Consider the following 23,645-nt stretch of genomic DNA (forward strand, 5'->3'; position numbering starts at 1 on the left):
TTGTCATCTTCTCCGTGTCCTATGCTTGCCATGCGTGACTTATCACTCACGTACTATGCCCAAAAAACATCTGACGACAGGACGAAGGAGCCACCACCCGATGTCGATTGGAAAGCGCTAGGTGAATTAGCCACCAAGCGATTTCCAAAGACTTTGGCTAAGTCAGCTAACCCCGACTAATCGGCGGCCACTGACGTGCCCGGTGTACGACTGCCTGGATGAAGACGTCAGATCCCTGAACTTCATAAACGAGCTGATAGTTCGCGTGGGGATAGAGCTCCTGAGTACCGCATTAGGCCGGGTGCACCCATGTCAGGAAAGAACTCAAGATCTTTAGCGGCCTTCTCAAAACGATTATCTAACCCAATAGCCGATGCAGGATTACGAGTTGAAACGTAGTCAAATATCTCTTGGCGGTCAATTATGGCTTCCGGAAGCCAATAAACTGTCACGCAAGCTGTTCCCGCATCTTAGCAAAATGAGCCGAAACTTCAGCGTTTGGCACGCCTAAACCCTCTTTCATCTGAGAGCGAGCTTTCATAACCTTAGCTTCTAGAAATTCCCTATACTCAGGCGTGACTGAAGTAAGTTCCGCTGCAAGCTTACGCTCCGCTACAAATCGGCGCATAAATTCGCGAACAATTTGCGAAGCAGGGCGGTCTTCAGCATCGGCAGCTGCCATAAACGCATCACGAAGTTCATTTTCGAGTTTCATCGTGAAGACGGCGTCTTTCGAACGAGCCATATATTCACCTCTTTGGTACTGACGCGGAATATAATATATCTGTACCTGCATCCCATAAATTCGGTGTGTGGCCAACTTGTAACTCAGGAACTCAAAACAAATCAAATTTTTGCAACACAACCGCTTTTCCAAAATCATGTAGTCTTGACGTGCGGGGTAGCGTCGCCTCTCTTTGGAAGAATGCATTCCGTGCCACCCTTTTTTCTTTAAAGGGCAGGCATGCTTTCCGCCATCTGCTAAATCTGACTCTCGTAGACACCACACGAAGATAGCTCTTATCACGTCAAGCTCGCCACACGTACCCTCTCTGCCTTATTGCTCCCGACAATCAAATCACAGAGATGGAATCTGAACTTATTGGAGATGGATCATTGCTTATGCAAACTGCTCAATCGACAAAATCGTTGGAGGCATGAATCTATACAGTATATTCGGGCCTAACTCCCTCGGAGCGCAGTCTGGCGGACGTCATGCTCGAGCATCAGATGGATTTGGGGCTCTACACTGCTGGTGAGTTGGCACAAAAGGCGGGGTCTCTTCGGCAACTGCGGCCTGGCTGATTCGAACGCTTGGCTATTCATCGTATCCGGAAGCTAAACGGCAAATCCGCGAGGCCTCCCATTGGGGATCGCCTCAGGGCGGAGCCATCGATAAAGCACAAAATGCAAACGATGAACCCTCTTTGGCTATAGTGGTCCAGACGAATATGGACAATATCAGGGCAACCGCCGATGGCATTCCTCAGGAAACGTTGGAAGCGATCTACGAGCGCTGTATCAAGGCTGGGAGAATCTTTATTGTCGGCATGCGTAATGGTTTTGGCCTCGCACACTACGCAGCCCACTATTTCAGCCTAATAAGAGAAGACGTTCGCGTTCTGCCCGCAACAGGCACATCAATGGCGCATGAACTATCAGGTATCCATGAAGGCGACCTGGTGATTTGTTTCTCTTTTCGTCGCCGCCCACGCAAACTTGCCCTTCTGTTGAACGAGCTTCGCGCAAGCGGAAGTGGAGTAGTGCTGATCACGGACATAAGTGCATCTGAGAGCGCAAAAGCTGCCGATCACGTTATACGTTGCCGTTGTCACTCGCTGGCACCGTTCAATTCCTTTCCAGCAGCTGTGACGATAAAAGATTACCTGACATGGTCTGTTGCAGCCCGGCTGGATGATCTCAGCGCAGAACGCTTCCGCAGGATCGACCATATGGTCGAGCTTATCGATGATGTATCGACGCCCAAAAGGGAAACGCCGCGTCGCTAGATTGTCGGAAACTCTGCCGCCCGTACGGGATAGGCCCAGCCACCCCGCTTTGAGGGGCTATGCCCGGAGTTGGCAAGCATTTCAGCCATACGTACAGCCGCATTCACCCCGTCGATCACCTGGATGCCAAGTTTCTTTTGCAAGCTTGCTGCGAAATCGGCTATCCCGGCGCAGGCTAGGATGGCAGCCTCTGCGCCGTTATTAACTGCTAGTTCGATGAGCTCAGCGATTTTCTCTTTGGCGCCGCTCTCAGGGCGGTGCAGATCGAGCACGGGAATATCGCTTGCAAGAATTTGCGGGCATCGGCGCTCGAAGCCGTAGCGCAATACATTCGCTCGCAGGACGGGAACAGAGCGGGACAGTGTAGTGACAATACAGAATTCCTGCGCAACAAGGCTTGCGAAGTGAAGAGCGGCTTCTCCGACGCCAATCACAGGCCGGTGCGAGAGCGCCCGGGCAGCGTCAAGCCCGGTATCATCGAAACAGGCGATAATGTGCGCCATTGCCCCTTCATTCTCTGCTAACTGGGTGGCTTCCAGCAATCCTGGCAGGCACATCGCACCATCAAATGGACCTTCGATGGCGGCTGGACCGCGGACCGACTGACGCACCAGCAATTTGGTATCTGGCGCAGCTGAACGTGCTGAAGCTTTCAGCCGGTCTGAATATCGTATGTTATGGTTCTGCGATTAAGGTCACGAACAACGTTTCGAAAATATCACTCAAGCTTGATAACATTGTTAAGTTCAAGGCCGAAGCGTCGGTTGCGAGGTTGGGATCAACAGCCCGATCGTAGACCGCGACACATTCCTTGTTTGTAATACGTGACATATAAATGATGCCATCGAATTCGGTACGATCGTAGATTTCTTGACTTAACCGTCTACCTGCCGCCTGCGCTTTTGCACGCACCGTATCTGTTGATATTCCTAGCAAGCTGGCACCCTCAAAGCGCAAATCGAGCAGAAATAGCGGTCTTGGATTACGGATCAGGGCAATTGAATAGCGATCAAGCTCTTCACGAAGAAGGATCCGGTCCGTTGTCTTTTCAAACCTGTCTCGTACTATTGTCTCCGCGACCGCGGTAATCGGATTTTGCGCAAGGTAGAGCAGTTGGAATTTATTCTTCGAACTAGAAAAACGCGTAAGACCAAACCCCATTCCTAATGGTGATGCTGCAAAAATGCGCGGAAGAATGCGCACATAATTGGTGACATCTACTCGAACGGCGAGTTGCTGAAGTATGTGTGGATCGAGCATTAGTGCGGATCGAAATATGCACGAGCAACATCGACCACTTCATCAAAGCGATCCTGCTTGAGGCGATCAATTGGCTTACGTCCGCCCAGCACCGGATTCGGCTGACGCAACCAGAGCCAGGCAATTCGGTGACTGCCGATCAGATCGATAATGGTGGAAATTCCTTTTGCAGGATGCCCATCAATAAACTGTTCCGTCGGATAGACATGTTTTTTAGTCCCCTTCAGAAGGGCAATTACTTCATTAGAATGCTGCCACCTATGGAGCGTCGAGCGCGCGATACCATAGTCGCGACTGAGCTCAGTTGCGCCTATAGCTTCTCCGGCCCAGTCTTCAATTTTTCGGGCAACAGCGATTTCATCGAGCAGTCGCTGTCCTTCTTCCTCGGACACGACCGCACCAAGACCCTCCCCCCTGGAGGGTTCGAAACCATCAGGTCTCGTGAGCTTAATCTTGCCGAAACTCGATTTATTGCCAAAGGATTTAATCAGTCGGTTGATACCCTGCGTCAACTCGGCCTGACGCTTCCGAAGTTCCTGACGTGCTTCTAGCGGAAGGTCAAGAACGGCTGCCGATGCAGCTCCAGCAATATGTGCCGAAAGCGCAAGCGTACCGGCCTCAAATGCCTTATCACCTTTAAGAGCATTTGTGACTTTGTTGGTGACACGATCTGCTACGTCAGTGCGGCCACTCTGGTTGGCCTGCATATTTGGACTAGCCATGGGTAAACTCCATATTACTGCAGCTCAATATAAAGCGATTACTCTCATTTGTCCAGTTTGTTCCATTTGTTCCGCATAGTGGTCGCTGCCCCTGGTTCATGCAACCTCTCTGGCTGACTGTACGGCAAGGAACTTTCCCCCAACCTCGAAGTATCTCTTCAAACCTTGATTTTTCCGCAAAATCCCGATTTTACTGAATTCGGAGTTCAAATCGATTATCTTCGACCACGTGATCAACTGATGTTTACGGCCGTGTGACTTACACCGGATCAGTTTGTAAAACCGTGAAAAACGCGCCACCGTCACGATCCAGATCCCGAACATCGAGGAGAAGCATTTCATCAGAGTCAGCCAGGATAAGCACTATCTTCGTTGCACTCATTGCAGCCACAACGGCCTTTTTGTTCCCCCACATCTTGCCACGCCTGGTCATATCCTGACCATCAGCACCGCTCACAATGCTGAACTCTACGAGACCCTCATCATGGTCATCACAGAGCATTTTTCCAGTTCCAAGTAACAATGTGACAGCCACCAAAACTACCTGTGTTTTATCATTACCACTCGCACTATAATGCCTCATCAATGCTCGGAACCACCCAGCGTCAAATGTAATCGGGCATTTGACAATGACTTAAACGGGCAATTTCTAGCCTCAGCCCTTCAATACGTCTTGCCATAGTAAACAGCATGAAAGTCTATGGCCAAAAATCCTGTTCGATTTCCCCATGGAAAGGAAAGACGTTCAAGAGCCTGATAAGAAGGGGATTTTTTAATGCAATGCGCCGGTGTTTGCCGGTCAAGCGATCAATGTGAGCGTCGGCTATTGTAAAGGGCCAAATTGGCAGATGCCAGTTCGCACTGCGAATACGCTTTGTAGGCGTGGATACACGTCAAACTGCTGGGATAATACGGCTCGCCTCTTATCGCAGCTAGCCCAACTTTTGCCTTAAAAGCTGGGCTATGCTTTGGGCTGCGGCATCTCGTTATGGTATCTCCGCTTCTTGGCATCTAAGCCGAAGTTAAGCAGAAATGCCACTTATCTTAGCTGTGCAATTTTCCCGAGCTACCGCTCCAATACACAACGTAAGTTTCGTTACTTACAAGGTGCAGTGTAAATTTTACCCCTGCTATTACGGTATTGGCAGTTACCGTTTCGGAGGTCACGAACCAAAAGTCCACCGATAGCTCCTACGCCAGCTCCAATGAGTGCGCCTTCACCGCCGGCAGCGATACCACCTACGGCAGCTCCTGCAACTGTACCGATGCTGAGATCTTTTTCAGTTGATGTGCATCCTGAAATGGCCATCAATGCAATCAAACACAATCCAATTTTACGCATTCAATCCCCCCTTGTCTAATGTCCAAGCAATCTGATTTCACACTGCGGCCTGAAGCATGTCAATTTAGATGACTATTCAATAGTTAATTCTCGCAGAACGCAGCTTAACCGCCATCATTATCGACAATTTCAATGCGGAAGAATTGCATTAATTTGGCCGACCATATCATTCAGCTGCATACGTATTGCTGCATCTTCTTGTTCTCGTTCATGATCTGGCTGTTCAGCGCGAGCATGAATTTTAGCTTTAATATCTTCAATCTTAGCTTTGATGTGTTCGACTTCTGTTTTGATGATATCAGACATATCCCGCCCCGTTATTTTTCCAGTGATGTTGATCAGACTACACTTTAGATCATCGTTAGCAAGCTCAACGCAAAATCGACTTCACTGATAAACCCGATTTCTCAACTCAATCATCAGCATCTCGCTCACCGAAAAGCCCCCTGCCCTCGTCTTCTGCACCAGAGACCGCAAATACCCACCAGGACACACGATCCCAATGCTCTTCTGAAGAATGCCAGCAATGACCGCTGAAGCGCTCTCAATGCCCCAAATCCGAACAGCATCGATATAAGCAGCTTGTGAAATTCCAAGAAATCCCGAAACCAGCTTTGAAACATCTGTGAGGTCTCTCCAGCTCTTTATGCCAGCTGGTGAATAAGCACTGATATCAGGACAAGCTCTGAGAACGAGATCAAGAGAAATGGTTCCAGCTTTTGAGGCATCCGATTTCTGATCAGCAGCTTCAGATGTCATCTCTTTCACGTTTAAAAAATTATCTTTTTCTTCTAAAAGGGGTTCAGTAAGGGACTCTATATGCCGCTCAATTTGAGCACCATTGCCGCTCATTTCTTTAGCATTATTGATATTTTTCAGTGTGATAGCCAATTCTGAAAAAACGGCTTCGAGATTAGCCTTAATCGCCTTCAATTTATTCAGAGAAGCCTTTCTAGGGATTGAATTGACGACATCGCGGAATTGCATATAACGGCTGTCAGAGCCGTCTACCGCGGCATCTGTGAAGTTTTTTGCCATCTCTCTTGCTGTGATCGAGATTTCATCACGCAAGCGCTTCACAACTCTCTGTTCATCAAGAATGCGGTCTGCTGCAGATTTAATTTCAGATGCCATTGCAAAGAACGGTGAGAAATCGAAACCGAATGCCAGCTCGACCTCCCCTTCCCTGCTCTTGTACGCGTATCTCTTAAAGTTTGGACTGTCTTTGCGTGTGATAATACCTACGGCGATCAATGATGTCAGATGTCTACGTAATGTGGATTCAGGCATCATATGCGCGCGCTGCGAAATCAGCTTGTTGGATGGAAAAACAACGAGCTTTGATTTCGATGTGATTGTGTCATCGGAAAGGAATGACAGCAGAGAATTGAGAACAGTCAGACAACGGTCGTTCAGGCTGTAGTCAGCCTTTGCGATGCAGAGATGCCGATACAGTTCCCATTTCTTTATGCCCTCACCTGATGGCTCAGATGTCGAGACGCGTTGAGTCATTCGACTGCGTAATGCAGCCGTGACAGCCTCCAGAATTTGCATTTCCTTGCCCTCTAAATTTAGGCAAAAGAGTCCAGCACGCCAAAAATGTCGTTAAAATCATTGACAACGTTTCTGAGAAATGCGATTCAGAAGGTGCTTAGACTTTTGAAAGGCTCTCACGACGGAAACGTCTTGGGGGCTTTTTTCTTTTGCGGTTTAGTCTCCGGTTCGTGTTTTTTTCATTTGCTCAAACTCATCAAACAGAGAGTCCAAACGGGTAGACATAAAGTCACCGAACTCTCCTGCATTTGCGTCAGTTAGCTCGATTGATGTCTTCTTAGGCTTCCGATTCATCGAGAACGCAACTGATGAATCTTTGGATCTCCAGGACTTTGCCGCAGTCTCCAGTCTCTTCTTTTTCGGAGCGGGCTTGTTCGCGGCTTTTAGAAGCGCATAAGCCTTTGAGAATTTGTCATCTGATTGCTCAATTGCAGTGAATTCAGGTAAAGTGATTAAGTCGCCAAGGCACCCCTCCCCTGCCTTCTCATACTGCGCTCCGAAATCAATCCAACGATCACGGCCTACATTCTTTGCTGATCCGATAGCTTCGATGATGGAAGCTGGAACCCGTTTAGTTACTGACAGCATGCGGGTAAGCATTGGGTTGTCGGTCGAAAGAGCGGCTTGGACAACTTCACGTTCATATCCGAGATCGATAAGCTTTTGAGCAAAGACGGCCTTTTCAATGAAAGACAGGTTGTCTCGTGCAGAGTTTTCTTGTCCCTGTGCGATTACATGAACGGCATCATCCAGCTTCTTGATGACAGCTTTAACAGGCTTTCCGAGTTCTTTAGCAACACGTAAACGGCGATGCCCAAAGACAACCATATAGCGGTTCTCGTCTTCAGGATGAGGACGAACTAAAATTGGGGTGTCTTGTCCGCGTTCACGAATAGCTTCGAGGAGTTCGGTGTAGGCTTCATCACTTCCAGACATGCGGTCAGACACAAACGAAGTGTCAACGAGGTTTGTATCAAGTTCGACAACAGATGCACCTTCCAGAAGCCTGTCTGCACGAGCGGCCTGCGCTGATAATTCACCAATAGACGAAAGCATGGATTTGGTGGCACCCCGCATCGCATAGTTAGAAGATCCACTTTCCTTATCGCGCTCCGGAGCAGGAGAGGTGAGGTCTAAGAAGATGTCTTTGCGTGCCATTTTTATATCCATTTCGCTTCAGTTAGTTGTTTTCATTGCCGTTTTGGAAAGTGTACGGCTGACAATCAACTACGACCCCAGGATTTGTGGATTTGATGTGTGATTTCTGAATTGACAGCTTCAAGAGATTCCATAGCGCGATCATAGGTAGAGCGCGTCATTGAGCTTCTTTCGACTTCATACATTGTCTGCTTAGTGAGACCTGCATCCGATACAGCTGTCGATTTTACCATTGAATTCTTCAGCATCTGCTCAACAAACATAGACTGCATGAAGCCAACCATCTGCGCCTGCGGAATATCAGTAGGCTCAAAACGAGTGACGAGATATGAGAACCAATCCAGTTCAACTTTGACACCAGCTGATTCAATCGTTGTCAGAATGCCGCCGAGCATAAGCAGAAACTGGCTCATGGACATGAGGTCGAGCATCTGCGGATGAACAGTGATCAAAACTGATGTTGATGCTGTCAAAGCAGTCAGCGTCAGATAACCAAGCTGCGGAGGGCAATCGATAACGACGACATCATATTGGTCGTCAACTTCAGCAAGTGTTTCCCCGATACGGGTATAGAAGGTTCTGCCTGCAGCAGGATTCTGTTGCATAGCAAGCGGGGTATCATACTCGTATTCTTGCAGTTCCAAATTTGCAGGAACGATGTCGAGTAGTGGGAAGTTGGTTTTCTGTATGACTTCTGAAAGATGTTTTCGTTCGTCATCATATCGCAGGCTGTCATAATAAGAAAGATTGCGATCAAGTTCTGGCTGGATGCCGTGCAGAGCAGTCAGAGAAGCCTGTGGATCGAGATCGATAGCAAGAGTTCTGTGACCAGTCAGCGCCAGGTGTTGGGCTAAATGAGCAGCAGTAGTCGTCTTGCCGCTTCCACCTTTAAAATTGACTACAGAGATAACCTTCAAAGGATCACCAGGTCTGCGGCGAGGTGAGCGCTCAAGATAATTTTGAAGATCGTGCATCTGTTGAGCTGTGTAAGAACGCCGACCAGTTGCCGAGGTTTCAGGCTCAACGCCGCCTTTACCTTCAAGATGTAATTTCTTGATATAGCTTTGAGATACGCCGATGAAGTTTGAAACTTCAGCGATCGAAAATTGGCGTAAATTTTTCTGAGCGTGAGGAGGAAACTTACGCTGACGCAGGTTATCCAGACGACTTGAGATTTCTTCACCTTGCGCTAAGATCGTCTTAGCGAAATGCTGTTTCGGTGATGAAGCGATATCCATTGTCGGAACCCTTGAGTAGCGATTATTTTGTTCACATAAGTAAATTATCGATACTGTATGAACCGATTCCGAAATCCTCGCAACAACTTTAAGGTTAACAGAAGGTTAACGCAATTTCGTTAGTTGTGTGAAATTGAAACGGTTGGATCATTGAAATTTAACGGATTATCATCAACTAATTGTTCTATATAAGTAAATTCAATTTGTACGGCTGACAACGGTTTGTACGAGTTAGTTTCTGTCACAGATTATCGATGATCGCCTAATCCAATCGCAATTACGAACGAGTAGGAGAAGATTGGGAGAAGGAGCGCTCTCCATTTTTCTGATAAGCGTGATTTCCCAAGTCAACCGGGTGTCTGCCCAACAATAAAGCCAAAGACCTCAGATAGAATTACTGCAATCGTGAAAGCCATCATTGAGATCGCAAAATGACTGTAGACCGATATCGGCTGATTATGCTCGAATTCGTGATTGATATAATCCATAAAATCTTCTGGTTTAATATTGCACAACATAACAGTGGCGTTTTGTTCGCAGGCATTAACAGCTTTAGCTAACGTCTTAGCAGTTCCACGCTCGATCTCTTCAATGTCTTTGAATGATTTAGTAACACTCCAGACCACGTCCGCTGTATAAACTGAAATCATGATCTTCTGCGTGATTTTTTGCCGCCATCATATAAGTTTTTTGAGAAAACATGCGCACGGTTAAAGCTGATCTCGTGTTGAAATCCAGCATTTGAGTAATGAAATTTTTCTAAAGTACCCTGGTTTCCGACTATAAATTGCATCAATGTATCTCCTTGTGAAAATGCTTAGAGATACAGTGTGAGCTCGTTCTATGAATGACACAAACTGATGGGATTAGCCGGCAGAAATCGCGAATTGGCAGTGTTTTCAATAATATAAAATGAAGAGCAGGAAAGGGGTAATAAAAAAGCTCCTGATCTCTCAGAAGCTTTGATGTCTGAGATGAATTGGTCTCGGACTACTTTTTGAAGAAGCCGCTGATCTCAACTTTTTTAGACTTCTTGTCATAGACACAGATAACCTGTTGCTCAGTTTTGTTGCCCTTTTCAAAGCCATTGATAATGGCATAGCCATATGTCTCGGATCCAAACGGATCGACCTTGGTCGCTTTAACCTTCATATTTGCGCTGGCGGCTTTAGTGCATGCTTTCTTCACATCCTGCTGGAATTCTTTCCAGGCATCGTCACTTGAAGCAAATGATGGCTGCATAGATAGTGCAAGGAATACGGTTGCGGCAGTAGCAGTATAGGTTTTCTTGGATTTTAAGTCAGGCATCAGACATTCCTATTTCGACGGCTTCTCTGATTAGGGAGATAGTGCCCGAAGATTTAAGTCAATGATTTCAGTTGAGTGAAATTTTGAGGGTAGGGGAGCCGAAACTCCCCATTGATGTTTTCAGCCGGTGGTCGCAATACCGTGTCTTCACGGGCGCACCCGGGCAACCAAGGCGCATTCTTTACCTGACGTCGTCATTGAGTTTGGAGAATTATAGCTTTTCCTGCTAAGGAATGGGCTTAAATTACCTATCTTTTGATTTATTTCTTTGTTTAAGGAAAAACATATATCGAAGCGTCACTGCCTCATTCGCTTTAAAAGATAGTGTTCGATGGCCTGAAAGGCGTCGAATATGAGAATTGCAAGTGCCGCAACGACCATACCGCCTTGCAGTACAAAAGCGATGTTGTTGGAGATCAGTCCTGCGATAATCACTTCACCAAGCGTTTTTGCAGCGACTGTCGAGCCAATGGTTGCGGTGGCCAGCCCGATGACCGCGGATAGCCTGATGCCCGCAAGAATAACCGGGCTTGCCAGCGGGATTTCGATCTTCACAAGGCGCTGGCCGGTCGTCATACCCATGCCGCGGGCTGCTTCCACAACGGGCGAGGGCAGCGTTGTCAGGCCGGTTAATGTGTTTTCGAATATCGGAAGCATTCCATAAAGAAACAGTGCAATCAGCGTTGGCTTGTCCCCAAAGCCAAAAACCGGAACTGAGAGTGCCAGCACCGCAACGGGCGGAAATGTTTGCCCGATATTCACGAGGCTCCGCGATAGCGGCAAAAACTCGGCTCCCCATGAGCGGGTGACGGCGATTGCCATTGCAATGGCAATCAAAGCGGATGCGAATGTTGCAGCCGCAACAAGCCCCACATGCTGAAGTGTCAGCGTCATCAGGTTTGCACGATCATAAATGACGGGCGTTCCTTCACTCACAAGTGGTCGCAACAGCGGTTCGAACAGATGCGGCTGCGAGAGAAACAGCAGCAACACCAGCAAAAGCAATAAACGAGGCGTGAGTGACAAAGCCAGTTTCATGCGGGGCGCTCGGCTTCATGGAGAAGCTTTTCCAGCGTCACGCGGCCCAATAGCCTGCCATCATGATCCTGAACCGGCAGTGCACTTCTTCCTGACCACAAAAGCTCTGCGAGTGCGTCGCGCTGCGATGCGCTGACGACAATGGGCGCGCCCGAAGCTTCACCCGATTGAAGCACAGTTTTGAGGTTCGCCAGGGACAGTAACCGGAAAGGCCGCTCGCCAGTGCCGACGAGCTTTTCGACGAATTCCGTTGCAGGATGCGCGAGAATTTCTGCCGGAGTGCCATATTGCAGCAGCTTGCCTTCATCCATCACCGCAATATGATCGCCAAGTGAAATGGCTTCTTCCATATCGTGGGTCACCAGCAGAATAGTCGTCCCGAGCCGTTTTTGAATGGCTTTGAGGTCTTCCTGCGCTTTGGTCCGGATCACTGGGTCCAGTGCACCGAAAGGTTCATCCATCAGCAAAATATTCGGTCCTGCTGCAAGGGCGCGTGCAACGCCGACACGCTGCGCCTGACCGCCGGAAAGCTCGTGCGGATAACGATCGCGATAGTCCCTGGGTTCGAGCTGAAACAGATCGAGCAATTCATCGATACGGGCGTTAGTACGGCTTTTTGTCCAGCCAAGCAGCGCGGGAACCGTGCCGATATTGCTCGCAACAGACCGATGCGGAAAAAGTCCATGTTGCTGGATGACATAACCGATACGCCGGCGTAGTTCATGGCCGGGTTTATCGTGATTGCTTCTGCCATCAATGCGGATTTCACCTGCATCGGGCTCTACGAGCCGATTGACCATGCGCAGCAATGTCGTTTTGCCAGAACCCGATGTTCCTACAATGACTGCAATGCTGCGCGGCTCGACCATGAAGTTCACATTATCAACCGCCGCACGGCCATTGTAGCGTTTGGTTATCTGGTCGAATTCGATCATGCGGTCTGCCCTCTGGCTATCTGAATAACGGCGTCAAGAATGACGCCCGCGGCAAAGGCCAGCAGAACTGTCGGGAGCGCGCCCAGCAGCACCAGATCCATGGCGGTCTGTCCGATGCCCTGAAAAACAAACACACCAAATCCACCGCCGCCAATCAGGGCTGCAATGGTCGTCAGCCCGATATTCTGCACCATCACGATGCGGATGCCGGTGAGGATAACCGGAAAGGCCAAGGCAAACTCCGTTTTGAACAGACGTTGCAGCCGTGTCATGCCCATGCCGCGCGCAGCGTCAGTTATGGCGTCAGGCACATTGGTGAGGCCGGAAACCGTATTGGCGACGATAGGCAGAAGCGAATAGAGAAACAGTGCCACGAACGCTGGTGCTGCTCCAATGCCGCGAATGCCGAGCTGCCCGGCCCAGGGAAATTGAACGGCAAGCCAACCCATTGGTGCGATCAACAGGCCAAAAAGCGCCATGGAGGGAATTGTCTGGACGATGTTAAGGCTGTTGAGAACCGAGGCCCGAACGCGTGGCAGTCGATAGCACATCAGCCCGATGGGAATGCCAATGATGGTTGCCGCAATCAGCGATCCCAGCGCCAGAGCGACATGACGTTGAGCTTCGTTCCAGAAGCTGTCTGCGCGGCTTTGATATTCCTTTATGAAAGAAATATCGTCCCAGAGCCCGGAACCCAATAACATAGCAAAAAGAAGCGTTGCTATAAGCAGCAATCCTATGCGCAACGACGGGCGCACGTTAAGACGCACGAGACTGTCGGCAACATAAAGAGCGCTCGCGAAAAGCAGCAGCCAGAAACCCGACGCTGGCGACACGCGTGCATATGAGTTGCCATCGGGTGAGAGATATGAGGCGGACATGCCGATCATCACGAGCAGAACTGCAAGCAAAATACTACTCGCCATAAGCCTGAGCGCTGGCCGACGGACAAAAATCGCAACGATCATACCAAGTACGATGGCTGCAACAAGCAATGCGGAAGCCATAGTCGGTAAAGCATCGAGCAGATATTGCCCCTCGCCCTGCACAATGCGATTGGCTCGAAAAAGAGCAAAAGGCAAAGCAAAACTTGCTCCGCTCAAAAGAGCGAAGGCCAGCCCAAGCTTGTCAAAGACATGCAATCTGCCGTTATAGGCAGAACGATCTTTCGTGATGATGTCTGACAAAATTACGCGGTCCTGTCAGCGTGAAGACTCATTGAATGAAGCCATTTTTCTTGAGGAAATCCTCCGCGACAGCTTTTGCAGGTTCGCCACCAAGCTGCACGCGACCATTCAAATCCTGAAGCGTGGTGAGATCGAGCTTTTCAAAGACCGGCTTTAAAAGCTCTTCAATTTTCGGGTTCTTTTTCAAAACCTCTTCGCGAATAATCGGCGCTGGCTGATAGACTGGCTGCACATGCTTGTCGTCTTCAAGCACAACAAGGCCGGAAGGCGCGATGCCGCCATCTGTTCCATAAACCATGGCAGCATTGGCACCACTGGTCTGGTTGGCTGCCGCTGCAATCGTTGCTGCCGTGTCACCTCCCGAAAGCGTAATCAACTGGTCGGGCTTGAGAGTAAAAGCATAGGCCGTCTGAAAGGCGGGCAAAGCTGCCGCTGAGTTTACAAATTCGGACGATGCCGCAAGCACCACCTTGCCGCCATCAGCGGCATATTTCCCGAAATCGCTGAGGTTTGCAAGTTTGCCTGCCTCCGCCACATCTTTGCGAATGGCGATGCCCCACGTGTTGTTGGCAGGCGATTGGGCAAGCCAGACAATCTTATTGGCATCGTAATCCAGCTTTTTTGCCGTCTCAAAAGCTTTCGCAGCGTCCTTCCAGAGGGGATCATCCGCCTTGTTGAAGAAGAAAGCAGCATTGCCGGTATATTCCGGATAAATGTCGATTTCGCCCGCCGTGATAGCCTGACGCACAACGGGCGTTGCACCAAGTTGAATTCGATCTGTGGTTTCAATGCCGTTGGCGTTGAGCATCAAGAGAATGATGTTGCCCAGAACACCGCCTTCGGTGTCGATTTTGGACGAAACCACGACCTGTGCTTGAGCCATACCCGCGAACATCGCTGTCGCACTGGCGAAAATGGAGAATGCGAGGGCAGCCCCCTTCAAGGATTTTTGATAAGACATGTCTCTCTTCCCACTGCGCTGGTTGTCTTCTGCTCAAGTAAAGTATGGCGCGCAGGCGAAAAGAAAAGTTTGCATCATAATCTCTCCTGACAACCAGCTGGCAGGAGAGGATGTGTCGGGCAGAAGATCAAGCAATAAAATTGCCCGGTTGGGGCGGGCGGTCTGTCTGATTGACCGACCAGCGAGATGCTTAGCGGGGAATGAGGCCGAAGCGATGCGCATCATCAAGGAGATTGCGAACAGATGAAGGTTGCCATTTGCGTCCTCCACGCACTGGCTTCTCTCCTAGTTTATCAAGCTGTGCTGCAATATCGCGTAGCGATAATTTTGGATCAGCGATCGTGATTGCAGCGACCAGTTTCATCAACCGATTGGCCGGTATGCGGCGGGTGGACCGGATAAGAAGTTTTTGGTCTGCCATGTTCTCCCGAACCAGACGATGCACGGCGCGGCGCAAACGCTCAATCGTCCAGTCCTGACCTTGGCGATTAAGCACCTCAACCACATTGTCCCAGCCATGGGTGGGGCGCAGTTGCTGTACGACCGGCAGCCATGTCGGCGCTGAAGCGAGCAGCTCATCAAGATAGCGCTTGTCGCGTGCTTGTGAAACTGCCCTGATCGCCTCTGGTTTGCGTTCTCGTAGTCCTGGATTTCCCGGAAGCTTGCCGCGTAGCTTCGCAGCCTTTATCCCGGCTTTCGATCGCTCAGCAGCAAGTCTGCGTTCAAGTTCTATAACAGAGCGCAGGATTTCCAGCGCAAGCATACCTTGCGGTGTTGATGTATCGATTGGGTCGTGGATGGATCGAAAGTGGATGCCCCGTTGCGCAAGCTTTTCGAGCATCTCAAGAAGATGGCCGAGCGACAGAGCGATCCGGTCAAGGCTAACAACGACGAGTACATCACCTGCGGCAAGTTCTGAGAGTAGTCTGTTCAGAACCGGGCGGTCCCTCACTGCGCCAGATCCTTGCTCTTCGAAAATCCGGTTGCACCTGGCAGAGCGCAGCTCATCCATTTGTGTGTCATGAACCTGATTGTCCACTGGCGATACGCGCGCATAGCCAATGAGGCGTTGGGGAAGAGGGTGAGAGCTTGGTGGCTGCAACTTTGACATGGATATGATCTTACATCGTTTGCGGGCTTGTACAATTAAAGTGTATTACAAAAGCACTAGATGCAAGCGTGTCTATAAGTATCAATAACTGGCCATCAAGGGTGAAGCTAGTGCTATGGTAGAGGCTTCACACCGGTTGTGAGCAGATACGCGTCAGAGACCTTTTAACAGGGAGCTGACGAAGGATGCCTGTCGTGAGCGTGAGACGAGGTTGCGTACTCGGGTTGGTGTGCGCGCCGCGTATTTAGAGTGGAACACGAAAGGCTTGACGAACCGCTCTGCGGTTTATGGCATTGCCAATATTTATAATGAATTCCTCAATGGCACGAAGGTGAATGGGAGTGAAGTGAGCTTCACCAACAGAAGCGAGCGCTTTTGGCGTGGTCTCGGGTTAAATGGTTCCAATAATTGGAACGATGACAAATACTTGATCTCTGGTGAGCTTCAGTGAATACGAGCTTCAGTCATTTTGGCGACAGTTTTACTCCTACAAAGAAACGACTGACCTGCGTGTTAAGTGGTAAGTCCCAATAGCTAAAACAATCAATCCCCGGACGACTTAAAGTTGTCCGGGGATACAACGCTATTGGGAGTAGGGGATAGAGCCAGACAAGGCGATGCATCACTATAGACGCTGACTGTGTTTAGGATACGGTAATAAGTCAGTTATAACGGTTGAACCGATGATCACTGTGGTACCCACACAAATACCGAAAGTACTATAGAATAGATCGAGCCGTTCAAAGGTGCTTGACAAGAGACAAGTCGCATATGAGCGTCTATTCCTTCTTATACAGATTGCAGGAAACTTTGCCTGCCACTTGTAAGCTACTCCTGAGAGTTGTCATAATATTACGGGACAATCTTGCTTTTAAGCGCAGATATGTCCCGCATATTTCACTCTATATCGTTAGAATTTTGCCGTCATGTTCAGCCTGAACGTACGTCCAGGGCCGGGCATGAGTGCGGCGTTAATCGCATCCATATAGTAACGGTCCGTCAGGTTATCGATTGCAAAATCAATTTGCTTGGATTCATTGAACTTGTAACTGCCGAAGACATCAACGAGCGTGTACGGATTCCAGTTGCCGGGCTGAATTTCACTTGTTGATGCTACCTTTGTCTTCACAAAACGGTTTGAGTAATAGCTTACGCGTGTCCCTAAGGTGAGACGTTCCTCGAACATTTTGTAAGTCATCTGCATCGAAACGGTGTCCTTTGGTGGAACATGTTGTAATGCGTAACTGTTGGCAAAACCGCCCTCTGTGCACAAATTATCAATCCTGTGAAGAGTGCCGGGCTTTGCACAGAACCGAGACTTAATTGCATGGTTCCAAGACAGTCTCGCCGACAGTGGTCCACGTTCATAGTCCGCACTCACCTCAATGCCCGACATGCGCGCATTCTCCAGGTTGACCATGCCCAGCGAACCGATCACGCTTGTGCCGCCGGGGATATTATAAGGCACATTTGAACGCGTGAGATAATTATCAATATCGTTATCATAATATGCAATATGTGTTCGAAGCAGATCATTTTCGGATATGACATTTTCGAAAGACTTATTGGCACCTATTTCAAACGTCTTGGCGCGCTCTGGCAACAGTTCATCGGGCATCAAACCCGTCGAGAAGCCTTTGATTGATTCAAATATAGTCGGCAATCTGATTGCATCAGAATAACGCCCATAGAGCTGAATGCTGTCGGTTGGTGTCCAGCTAAGCGAAATGTTCTTCGACCAGCCATGTCCCGACCGGTCCGTGTGCTGTCCGGGAACTAACTCATATGTCGCATTTGGCCAAAAGGTCAGTGCGTTGAGAGTGTAGTTGTGATCTGTGGTCTTATAATCTGAATAACGAAGGCCAGTCTTCAACTGCCATTGAGAATTGATTTCCCAATTCGAGTTTAGGAACGCACTCTTTTGGGTTCTGGAACCTGTTCGGGGCGGGAATTCAATGTGATTGATGGTCCATTTATCATTTTCATAGCCATCCGGCAGGCCAACTTTTTCATGCTGCCAGGCTCCACCATATTCAAGCTTAAAGTCTCCAGGGACGACGTCAATTTTACTTTCATTTGAAACCGTCACACCGTCACGAACGGTCTGAGACCAGCTGTAACTTTCTGTCGTGATCCCACTCACAGTCAGTAAGTTGGTGGCACGGTGGTCCATGTCTGTGCGGAATAGATCGACCTTGAGATTAATCAAGTCACTTTCCGGGTCCCAACGATAGCGAGCTGTCCAGGTTTTAAGATCGAGCTTGTCAAGTTCCGACTGATACCCCCCGACAGCACTGGTGTGAGTGCCAAGACGCGTCGGCATGATTTCACCATAGGTACTATCAAAGTCCATATAGCTCAACTCAATCGCATGATCATCTCCGAACCGGAAATTTCCTTTAAACAACAGTGATTTATTATCAGTAGAGGTATTGAGGATTTCCTCGCCACCCTTCCAGGGAGACAGGCCTTCGTAACCAATTGTCTGATAGCCGTAATCAGTTCCCAGATCGACGAAGTGTGGTTGCCCCTTGCCGTGTTCGCCGGAAAAATAATTGCCATTTTTACGCCGTGCATAAGCCGCAACCAAATCGACGTTTTCGGAGGTAAAGGCGCCTGCAATGCTGCCGTTTCCGCCTGTAGGGTCAAACAAACCGGGCCGATCCATATTGCCGCCATCGCGTACTACCGGTGTTGTGCCCTCAGGAAAACGACCGCCTAACATACCGCCTTGAGTGAGAACTGCCGGTACGGAAGTGCTATTGCTATTAAAGCCTCCGCGCAAACGTACACCGAACTGTCTTCCGGGAAGCAAAATGTCATCCGCTGAAATCGTCTGCATACGAACGATGCCACCGATTGCGCCCGTGGCGTCAGCACCTGAGCTTGCGCCTTTTTCGATTGCAACTTCGCCAATCAGGTCTGGGTCAACATAGCTGCCCGACCGCGCACCATTGTAACCGCGATAAACTGTTTGTTCTTGAGAAGCGCCATCAATGATAACGGGTACACGGCCTTGACCCTGCATGCCACGAATATTGACATCAAGCGCACCGGAATTCCGGCTATCCCCATTGAGGACACCGGGTATTCCCCCGATAAAATCCCCAACGGAACTACCCCTTTTCTGCTCTATTTCTTCGCTCGATATGTAAGCAACAGAGCCGGCGGATTTGTAGGTATCATCATAGCTACCCAATGCACCTTGACCGCCGCTCACCGTAATTGTGTTGAGAACCGTTGTGCCATCGGCGGACGGCGCGCTTTGTAGCGCAGATCCCATCGTCGGGTCCGAAATTGCAACGGTTTTGGCACTCGTAAACTTATGCGATAACCCTGTTCCCGATAGCAACGCTGCTACAGCCTGCTGGGGCGTCATTGTTCCCCTGACAGGACGCCCCATAGCAGCGGCTGCGCCAGTTTCAGGAAACACGACATCAATGCCTGTGACACGAACAATATCATTCATTGCCTGGCGAATGGGCTTGGCAGGGACGTTAAACTGATACGTCTGTTCTGCTGTCTGCGCAAATGCTGCACGATTCAAGGCACCAGCTGTAATAGTCGCAGTCAAAACCGTCGATGTCAGAAGAACAACTAATCTTCTGCGGCTTGAATCCTTGCCCATAATCATACCCTCTCAACAAAACAATGTGCGAGAGGCGGTCAGTTGCGCGATCACGTGCAATGAATTTTGTAGCACTCTCAACATTGCTATCGCCAGTGGAGCAGGAAGGACCTCATAAAAAAGCAAACTTTTCTAAATTATTTTTATGGTCCAATGAGAATGACCTTGCCCACGAGGCTGGTCATCGGAAATCCAACAGATGTTTGCATTGCTACAAGTGTGGCCGCCGTCTTATCGAGAGAAATATTGCCGCTGACACGTTGGTTTTTCAGCTCAGAAGAAAGAACAACAATGCGGCCATCCCAATATCGTTCAATCTGAGAGAGAACATCGCCCAGACGCGCATTCTCAAAGATCAATCGGCCCTCATGCCATGCCATGCGCTCAGCAATGTCTACTTTCTCGACGCTCCCAAGGCCAACCTTGTCATATTCAACGCTTTCTCCGGGCTGGAGAACAACATTTTGAGCTTCATCAATGGCTGATACTTCAACACTGCCGTCCGCAAGTGTGACGGTGACATTGTCATTTTCGTTCATGATAACGTCAAACTGTGTTCCCAATACACGGGCCTCGCCATTGCCAGCCCTCACCACAAAAGGCGCACCGTTTTTCTGAACTGTAAAATATGCGCTACCGCGCAGAAGATGAATGCTCCGGGCATTAGATGAAATATCAGCATCAAATGCCGAATCCGCATTCATTAGGATCGTTGATCCATCTTGCAACGTCACAAGGCGACGCTCACCTTTGGACGTGATATAATCGGCAGTCAGGTTCTGGATTATGTTTGGATCATTAACCCACATCCATGTGCCAAGAACAAAAACTGACAAGCCGCTGACTATCACGGCTCCTGTCTTGGATTTCCATTTATTCCTGCGAAAATTCTCGATTTTTTTCATAGGAAGATCGAGATCAGTATTGGTATTCGTGGCTGCGTTCTTGGCAACTGCACCAATATCCAACCATAATGCGCTTACTTCTTCATAAGCTGCGTAATGTTGAGGACTAAGCTCTAGCCACTGAGCAAAATCCTGTTTCTCTCTGCGCGTCGGTTTGCCATTGATACGCGTAAACCATGCAACAGCCTCTTTCTCGATAAGAGAAATATCTCGATTATCGGTTATTTTTTGGCGTTCCATGAAGTCGCTTCACTTCCGAGGCAATATTACCATTAGCAAGTAACCTAATCCTTTAACCATGCAACATTCTATTGCGAATGTTTACATGCCATTATTGCCTTGGCCATTTCCCGCTCAACCGTGCTGTAGGATATTTCCAATCCGACAGCAATTTCCTCGTAGGTACAGCCACGCATTCGATTGAGTAGAAAGATTTGCCGCGTTCGCAGAGGCAAAGATGCAATTGTATTTTCTAATCGCTTGAGATCTTCGCGCGCTGCAACGATTTGGTCCGGCAGAATAACGGGGGATGCATATTGTTCTTCGGTCAAGCCATCCAAAAAATTCTGGCGTCGACGCTCTGAACGAAACCGACTAATCGCTGCGAACTTTGTAGCTTGCGAAAGATAAGCAGGGGAAAGCGTCACATGCGCTTTGGCTTTAGCCCAAAGAGCGGCAAATACATCCTGAACGACATCTGGTGCGTTAAACGGGCTCACTTTGCGCATGGCTATGCGCTCAAGGCGGCGATACTCATTTCGATACAAGAGCTCTAGCTGCTCAGCTTTCGCTTTTTCCATTTCAATGCCCGCAGCCGAACCAGCCTCTAAAACCAATCATCGTAACGTTGGTACTAGCTTCAGTGCATAAATACTAGATTATAATTGTCAAGTTTAATCTGGACCTCGCGAAGCCCGATACCGATCAATTATCCATTGCTAAAACGAACCGGTAATAGCATCGCCCGGTAAGTGACAGCTTGAAAGGGGCGATAGAATTGGTTGTCTTGTAATCAGCTTTTGCCCTTTCACCCATCCGGCATAACTGGGGGCGTATTCGAAAAGCGCTGGAATATTCTGGCCAGCTTTGCGCCTTGCGATTGAGGTCGGAAAATTGGAAATTTGGCCTGGGATGAAAAGATATACTGCTCGCAATATAAAAGTATTGTTCGCAGTTTCGGGGCTCACTGCAGCTGACAAGAGTTTTAATCAGGGAATAAATATCAAGAATAGTTAAAATGCTGACGAGCTTGGCTCATAGTCAAAAACATGCGTGTCAGTCCGCTTTTGGCGCGTCGCTGTCATAAGAAGGCCCATCACTATAAGTCTTCACGCCAGTGCAATCGACGATCACATGACGGGGCGCATCGTTTGCATCTATCTTTGCATGACGGGTTGAACTGGAAATCGCGAGATCGGTGCAGCGGCGGCTCGGAGTCGTATGATCAGGCACCGGGAGTGCAACATTAAGCAGCGCCTTCAGTTATGCCCTCAAGCCATTTGTCTGACGCAAAGGCTGGTTGAACACTTTGCTCGTCCTTTGAAACACGGGCATAGCCGATCAGGCCTGGCTTTGTTTTTCAGGGTCATTACTCAAACCGAGCAGGAGCCCGATCGCGAAGAAGCGCGAGCAGGCCAGGATTGATGTAAAGGTTTTCTCGTCCAGCCTTCACCTCTTCAAGTAAGCCTGCGTCAACAAGTGCCTTCAGGTAGACCGATGCGGCCTGACGCTTCGCAATGCCGGCATCCACAAGATCGCTGATCCGGCAGTAAGGATTGACGAAGATCACTTCGGCCAGTTCACGTGAGTAGATCTTCGGGAGATCGCGGCGGATGTGTACTGCGGTCTGATCAAGTAAATCACGAATGGCGCGAATCCGGGCCGTTGACCAATCAGAAGTCTCACGGACGGCTTCGAGCATATAAAGGATCCAGTTCTCCCAGGATCCTTTCGTTGTTACCGCCAGTAGCCGATCATAATAGGCGCGTTTGTTGTCGATAATGTATCGGCTGAGATAAAGGACTGGAATATCCAGAAGACCTTTATCTACAAGGTAGAGCAGGTTGAGGACACGGCCAGTGCGTCCGTTGCCATCGATGAAGGGATGGATAGCTTCAAATTGGTAGTGCATTACTGCAAGACGGATCAATGGATCGATATCTTCGGCTTCATGAATATAACGCTCCCAGTTGGCTAGCTTGTTTCGGAGCAACTCCTGTCCTTCTGGCGGAGTGTAAATCACCAAGCCTGTCGCTTCGTTCATCAGCGCCGTGCCGGGTGTCGAGCGGATGTCGAGTTCAACCCCCTTTATCCTACTGCAGATGGCTACCGCAGTGGACGTTGAAATCGGGCGCTCTCTGAGCGATTGGAATCCTTCATTTAGCGCCTTGCGATACCGCAGCGCCTCTTTCGTTGCAGGGTCGGCCTGATCTCCAGTCTCGTTGGCGAAGCGGAACAGCCGATCGGTCGTAGTAACTATATTCTCGATTTCCGAGCTCGCTTGCGCCTCAAGCAATGGAATCGAGTTAATGAGGACCGATTGATTGGGGATGAGCTGTCCCGACACGCGAAGTTCGGCGAGGGATGCCCTGGCCGCGATGCATGCTTTTAGGACGGCCTTCGTCTCTATGTCCTCTCTCGGAGGCAGCGATGGAAGGTCGTTATGGGGGTGGTCTGGACGAAACGGCATGTCGATCAATCCTGATTTAGACGACATGACGCATTGGATATGTCGTTGCTAGCGACATGTGACAATGACATGTCGATGAAATCGGATTATATCGACATGTTTTGTGATCGCAAGCTGCTTTTGCAAATACCGAAGTTACGGATGAATGATCGAATGAAAGCGTAGAATATATGTCGGTTACAGCCACGCCAGCGACTTGTTTAACAAGCAAGATGGTTACATTGGAGCACAAGAATTCAACTATGCGCTACAGCTGGCTATTTGGATCACAATAACCAGAAACGCCTTAGACAAGGCGAGGGAGCATAGGTTTGGAGTGCAGTCAGCGTATCATTTTGTAAGGAACGTTCAACCAGAATTTGGAAACGCACCGGCGATCGCCACGACAACGGTCCGCCAATCCTCACCGACCGATACACTGATTTTTGGCCTGAAATCAATCGACTACGATAACCAATAAAAGAGCGTAGTTACCAGACCCCAACCAGCAACAGCATGTTGTGCAGGATGGCGGCAATCTGTGAGGTCTGACGGATAGTCAAGAACGTAACTTTTCGCTTAACTTAGGCCAAATATTTGACTTCAGGGGTCAAGGACGTC

At 49.1% G+C, this 23,645-nt stretch carries 23 protein-coding genes and 1 pseudogene; 1 reads left to right on the top strand and 23 read right to left on the bottom strand.

Features of this window, described 5'->3' with window-relative positions; genetic code table 11:
• Positions 1 to 242 precede the first annotated feature (242 nt).
• Positions 243 to 452, bottom strand: a complete 210-nt coding sequence (locus tag WH356_RS24160) for a type II toxin-antitoxin system RelE/ParE family toxin (RefSeq protein ID WP_421566548.1) — start codon at positions 450 to 452, stop codon at positions 243 to 245.
• Positions 449 to 931, bottom strand: a complete 483-nt coding sequence (locus tag WH356_RS22655) for a hypothetical protein (RefSeq protein ID WP_339514924.1) — start codon at positions 929 to 931, stop codon at positions 449 to 451. The genes WH356_RS24160 and WH356_RS22655 overlap by 4 nt, the downstream gene beginning before the upstream one ends.
• Positions 932 to 1,451: 520 nt before the next feature.
• Between WH356_RS22655 and WH356_RS22660 the strand changes: the two genes are divergently transcribed.
• Positions 1,452 to 2,009, top strand: a complete 558-nt coding sequence (locus tag WH356_RS22660; protein WP_339514926.1) for a MurR/RpiR family transcriptional regulator — start codon at positions 1,452 to 1,454, stop codon at positions 2,007 to 2,009.
• Here WH356_RS22660 and WH356_RS22665 read toward each other — a convergent pair.
• From WH356_RS22665 to fic, 21 genes and pseudogenes are all read right to left on the bottom strand, one after another.
• A complete protein-coding gene (locus WH356_RS22665; RefSeq protein ID WP_339514994.1) occupies positions 2,006 to 2,683 on the bottom strand; it encodes an aspartate/glutamate racemase family protein in 678 nt (225 codons plus the stop codon). The two genes, WH356_RS22660 and WH356_RS22665, sit on opposite strands and share 4 nt — an antisense overlap.
• Before the next feature lies 1 nt (position 2,684).
• A complete protein-coding gene (locus tag WH356_RS22670) occupies positions 2,685 to 3,269 on the bottom strand; it encodes an RES family NAD+ phosphorylase (protein WP_339514928.1) in 585 nt (194 codons plus the stop codon).
• Positions 3,269 to 3,991 carry an antitoxin Xre/MbcA/ParS-like domain-containing protein gene (locus WH356_RS22675; RefSeq protein WP_339514930.1) on the bottom strand — a complete coding sequence of 241 codons (723 nt, stop codon included), beginning with the start codon at positions 3,989 to 3,991 and terminating at the stop codon, positions 3,269 to 3,271. Before WH356_RS22675 ends, WH356_RS22670 begins: the two co-directional genes overlap by 1 nt.
• Positions 3,992 to 4,250: 259 nt before the next feature.
• Positions 4,251 to 4,526, bottom strand: coding sequence for a hypothetical protein (locus WH356_RS22680; RefSeq protein ID WP_339514932.1), 276 nt, complete (start codon positions 4,524 to 4,526; stop codon positions 4,251 to 4,253).
• 561 nt (positions 4,527 to 5,087) lie between these two features.
• Positions 5,088 to 5,333, bottom strand: coding sequence for a YMGG-like glycine zipper-containing protein (locus WH356_RS22690; protein WP_339514934.1), 246 nt, complete (start codon positions 5,331 to 5,333; stop codon positions 5,088 to 5,090).
• A gap of 129 nt (positions 5,334 to 5,462) precedes the next feature.
• A complete protein-coding gene (locus WH356_RS22695) occupies positions 5,463 to 5,639 on the bottom strand; it encodes a hypothetical protein (protein WP_339514936.1) in 177 nt (58 codons plus the stop codon).
• 81 nt (positions 5,640 to 5,720) lie between these two features.
• Entirely contained in the window at positions 5,721 to 6,887 is a 1,167-nt protein-coding gene (gene repC / locus WH356_RS22700; RefSeq protein ID WP_339514938.1) for a plasmid replication protein RepC, read from the bottom strand.
• 156 nt (positions 6,888 to 7,043) lie between these two features.
• The gene (gene repB / locus WH356_RS22705) at positions 7,044 to 8,045 is read right to left on the bottom strand and encodes a plasmid partitioning protein RepB (protein ID WP_339514940.1); all 1,002 of its coding nucleotides are present in this window, start codon (positions 8,043 to 8,045) and stop codon (positions 7,044 to 7,046) included.
• A gap of 65 nt (positions 8,046 to 8,110) precedes the next feature.
• Positions 8,111 to 9,283 (bottom strand): plasmid partitioning protein RepA, encoded by a 1,173-nt coding sequence (gene repA / locus WH356_RS22710; RefSeq protein WP_339514942.1) that lies wholly within the window; start codon positions 9,281 to 9,283, stop codon positions 8,111 to 8,113.
• A gap of 347 nt (positions 9,284 to 9,630) precedes the next feature.
• Positions 9,631 to 9,933: a hypothetical protein gene (locus WH356_RS22715; protein WP_339514944.1), complete on the bottom strand. Its 303-nt coding sequence runs from the start codon at positions 9,931 to 9,933 to the stop codon at positions 9,631 to 9,633.
• Between the two features lie 340 nt (positions 9,934 to 10,273).
• Positions 10,274 to 10,591 (bottom strand): hypothetical protein, encoded by a 318-nt coding sequence (locus tag WH356_RS22720; RefSeq protein ID WP_339514946.1) that lies wholly within the window; start codon positions 10,589 to 10,591, stop codon positions 10,274 to 10,276.
• Between the two features lie 297 nt (positions 10,592 to 10,888).
• The gene (locus WH356_RS22725; RefSeq protein WP_339514948.1) at positions 10,889 to 11,629 is read right to left on the bottom strand and encodes an ABC transporter permease; all 741 of its coding nucleotides are present in this window, start codon (positions 11,627 to 11,629) and stop codon (positions 10,889 to 10,891) included.
• Positions 11,626 to 12,564, bottom strand: coding sequence for an ABC transporter ATP-binding protein (locus WH356_RS22730; protein ID WP_339514950.1), 939 nt, complete (start codon positions 12,562 to 12,564; stop codon positions 11,626 to 11,628). The genes WH356_RS22725 and WH356_RS22730 overlap by 4 nt, the downstream gene beginning before the upstream one ends.
• A complete protein-coding gene (locus tag WH356_RS22735) occupies positions 12,561 to 13,754 on the bottom strand; it encodes an ABC transporter permease (RefSeq protein WP_445253722.1) in 1,194 nt (397 codons plus the stop codon). Before WH356_RS22735 ends, WH356_RS22730 begins: the two co-directional genes overlap by 4 nt.
• A gap of 25 nt (positions 13,755 to 13,779) precedes the next feature.
• Positions 13,780 to 14,712, bottom strand: coding sequence for a glycine betaine ABC transporter substrate-binding protein OsmF (gene osmF, locus WH356_RS22740; protein ID WP_339514954.1), 933 nt, complete (start codon positions 14,710 to 14,712; stop codon positions 13,780 to 13,782).
• Positions 14,713 to 14,902: 190 nt separating this feature from the next.
• Entirely contained in the window at positions 14,903 to 15,823 is a 921-nt protein-coding gene (locus WH356_RS22745) for a recombinase family protein (protein ID WP_339514956.1), read from the bottom strand.
• A gap of 910 nt (positions 15,824 to 16,733) precedes the next feature.
• The gene (locus tag WH356_RS22750) at positions 16,734 to 19,451 is read right to left on the bottom strand and encodes a TonB-dependent receptor (protein ID WP_339514958.1); all 2,718 of its coding nucleotides are present in this window, start codon (positions 19,449 to 19,451) and stop codon (positions 16,734 to 16,736) included.
• 143 nt (positions 19,452 to 19,594) lie between these two features.
• A complete protein-coding gene (locus WH356_RS22755) occupies positions 19,595 to 20,596 on the bottom strand; it encodes a FecR family protein (RefSeq protein WP_339514960.1) in 1,002 nt (333 codons plus the stop codon).
• A 68-nt stretch (positions 20,597 to 20,664) separates the two neighbouring features.
• The gene (locus tag WH356_RS22760; protein WP_339514962.1) at positions 20,665 to 21,156 is read right to left on the bottom strand and encodes an RNA polymerase sigma factor; all 492 of its coding nucleotides are present in this window, start codon (positions 21,154 to 21,156) and stop codon (positions 20,665 to 20,667) included.
• A 511-nt stretch (positions 21,157 to 21,667) separates the two neighbouring features.
• Positions 21,668 to 21,886: pseudogene (locus WH356_RS22765) on the bottom strand (transposase); the annotation flags it as partial.
• 58 nt (positions 21,887 to 21,944) lie between these two features.
• Positions 21,945 to 23,072 (bottom strand): protein adenylyltransferase Fic, encoded by a 1,128-nt coding sequence (fic, locus tag WH356_RS22770; protein WP_339514964.1) that lies wholly within the window; start codon positions 23,070 to 23,072, stop codon positions 21,945 to 21,947.
• Positions 23,073 to 23,645 lie beyond the last annotated feature (573 nt).

This window comes from Ochrobactrum sp. MYb379 (assembly GCF_037479515.1).
Lineage (GTDB): Bacteria > Pseudomonadota > Alphaproteobacteria > Rhizobiales > Rhizobiaceae > Brucella.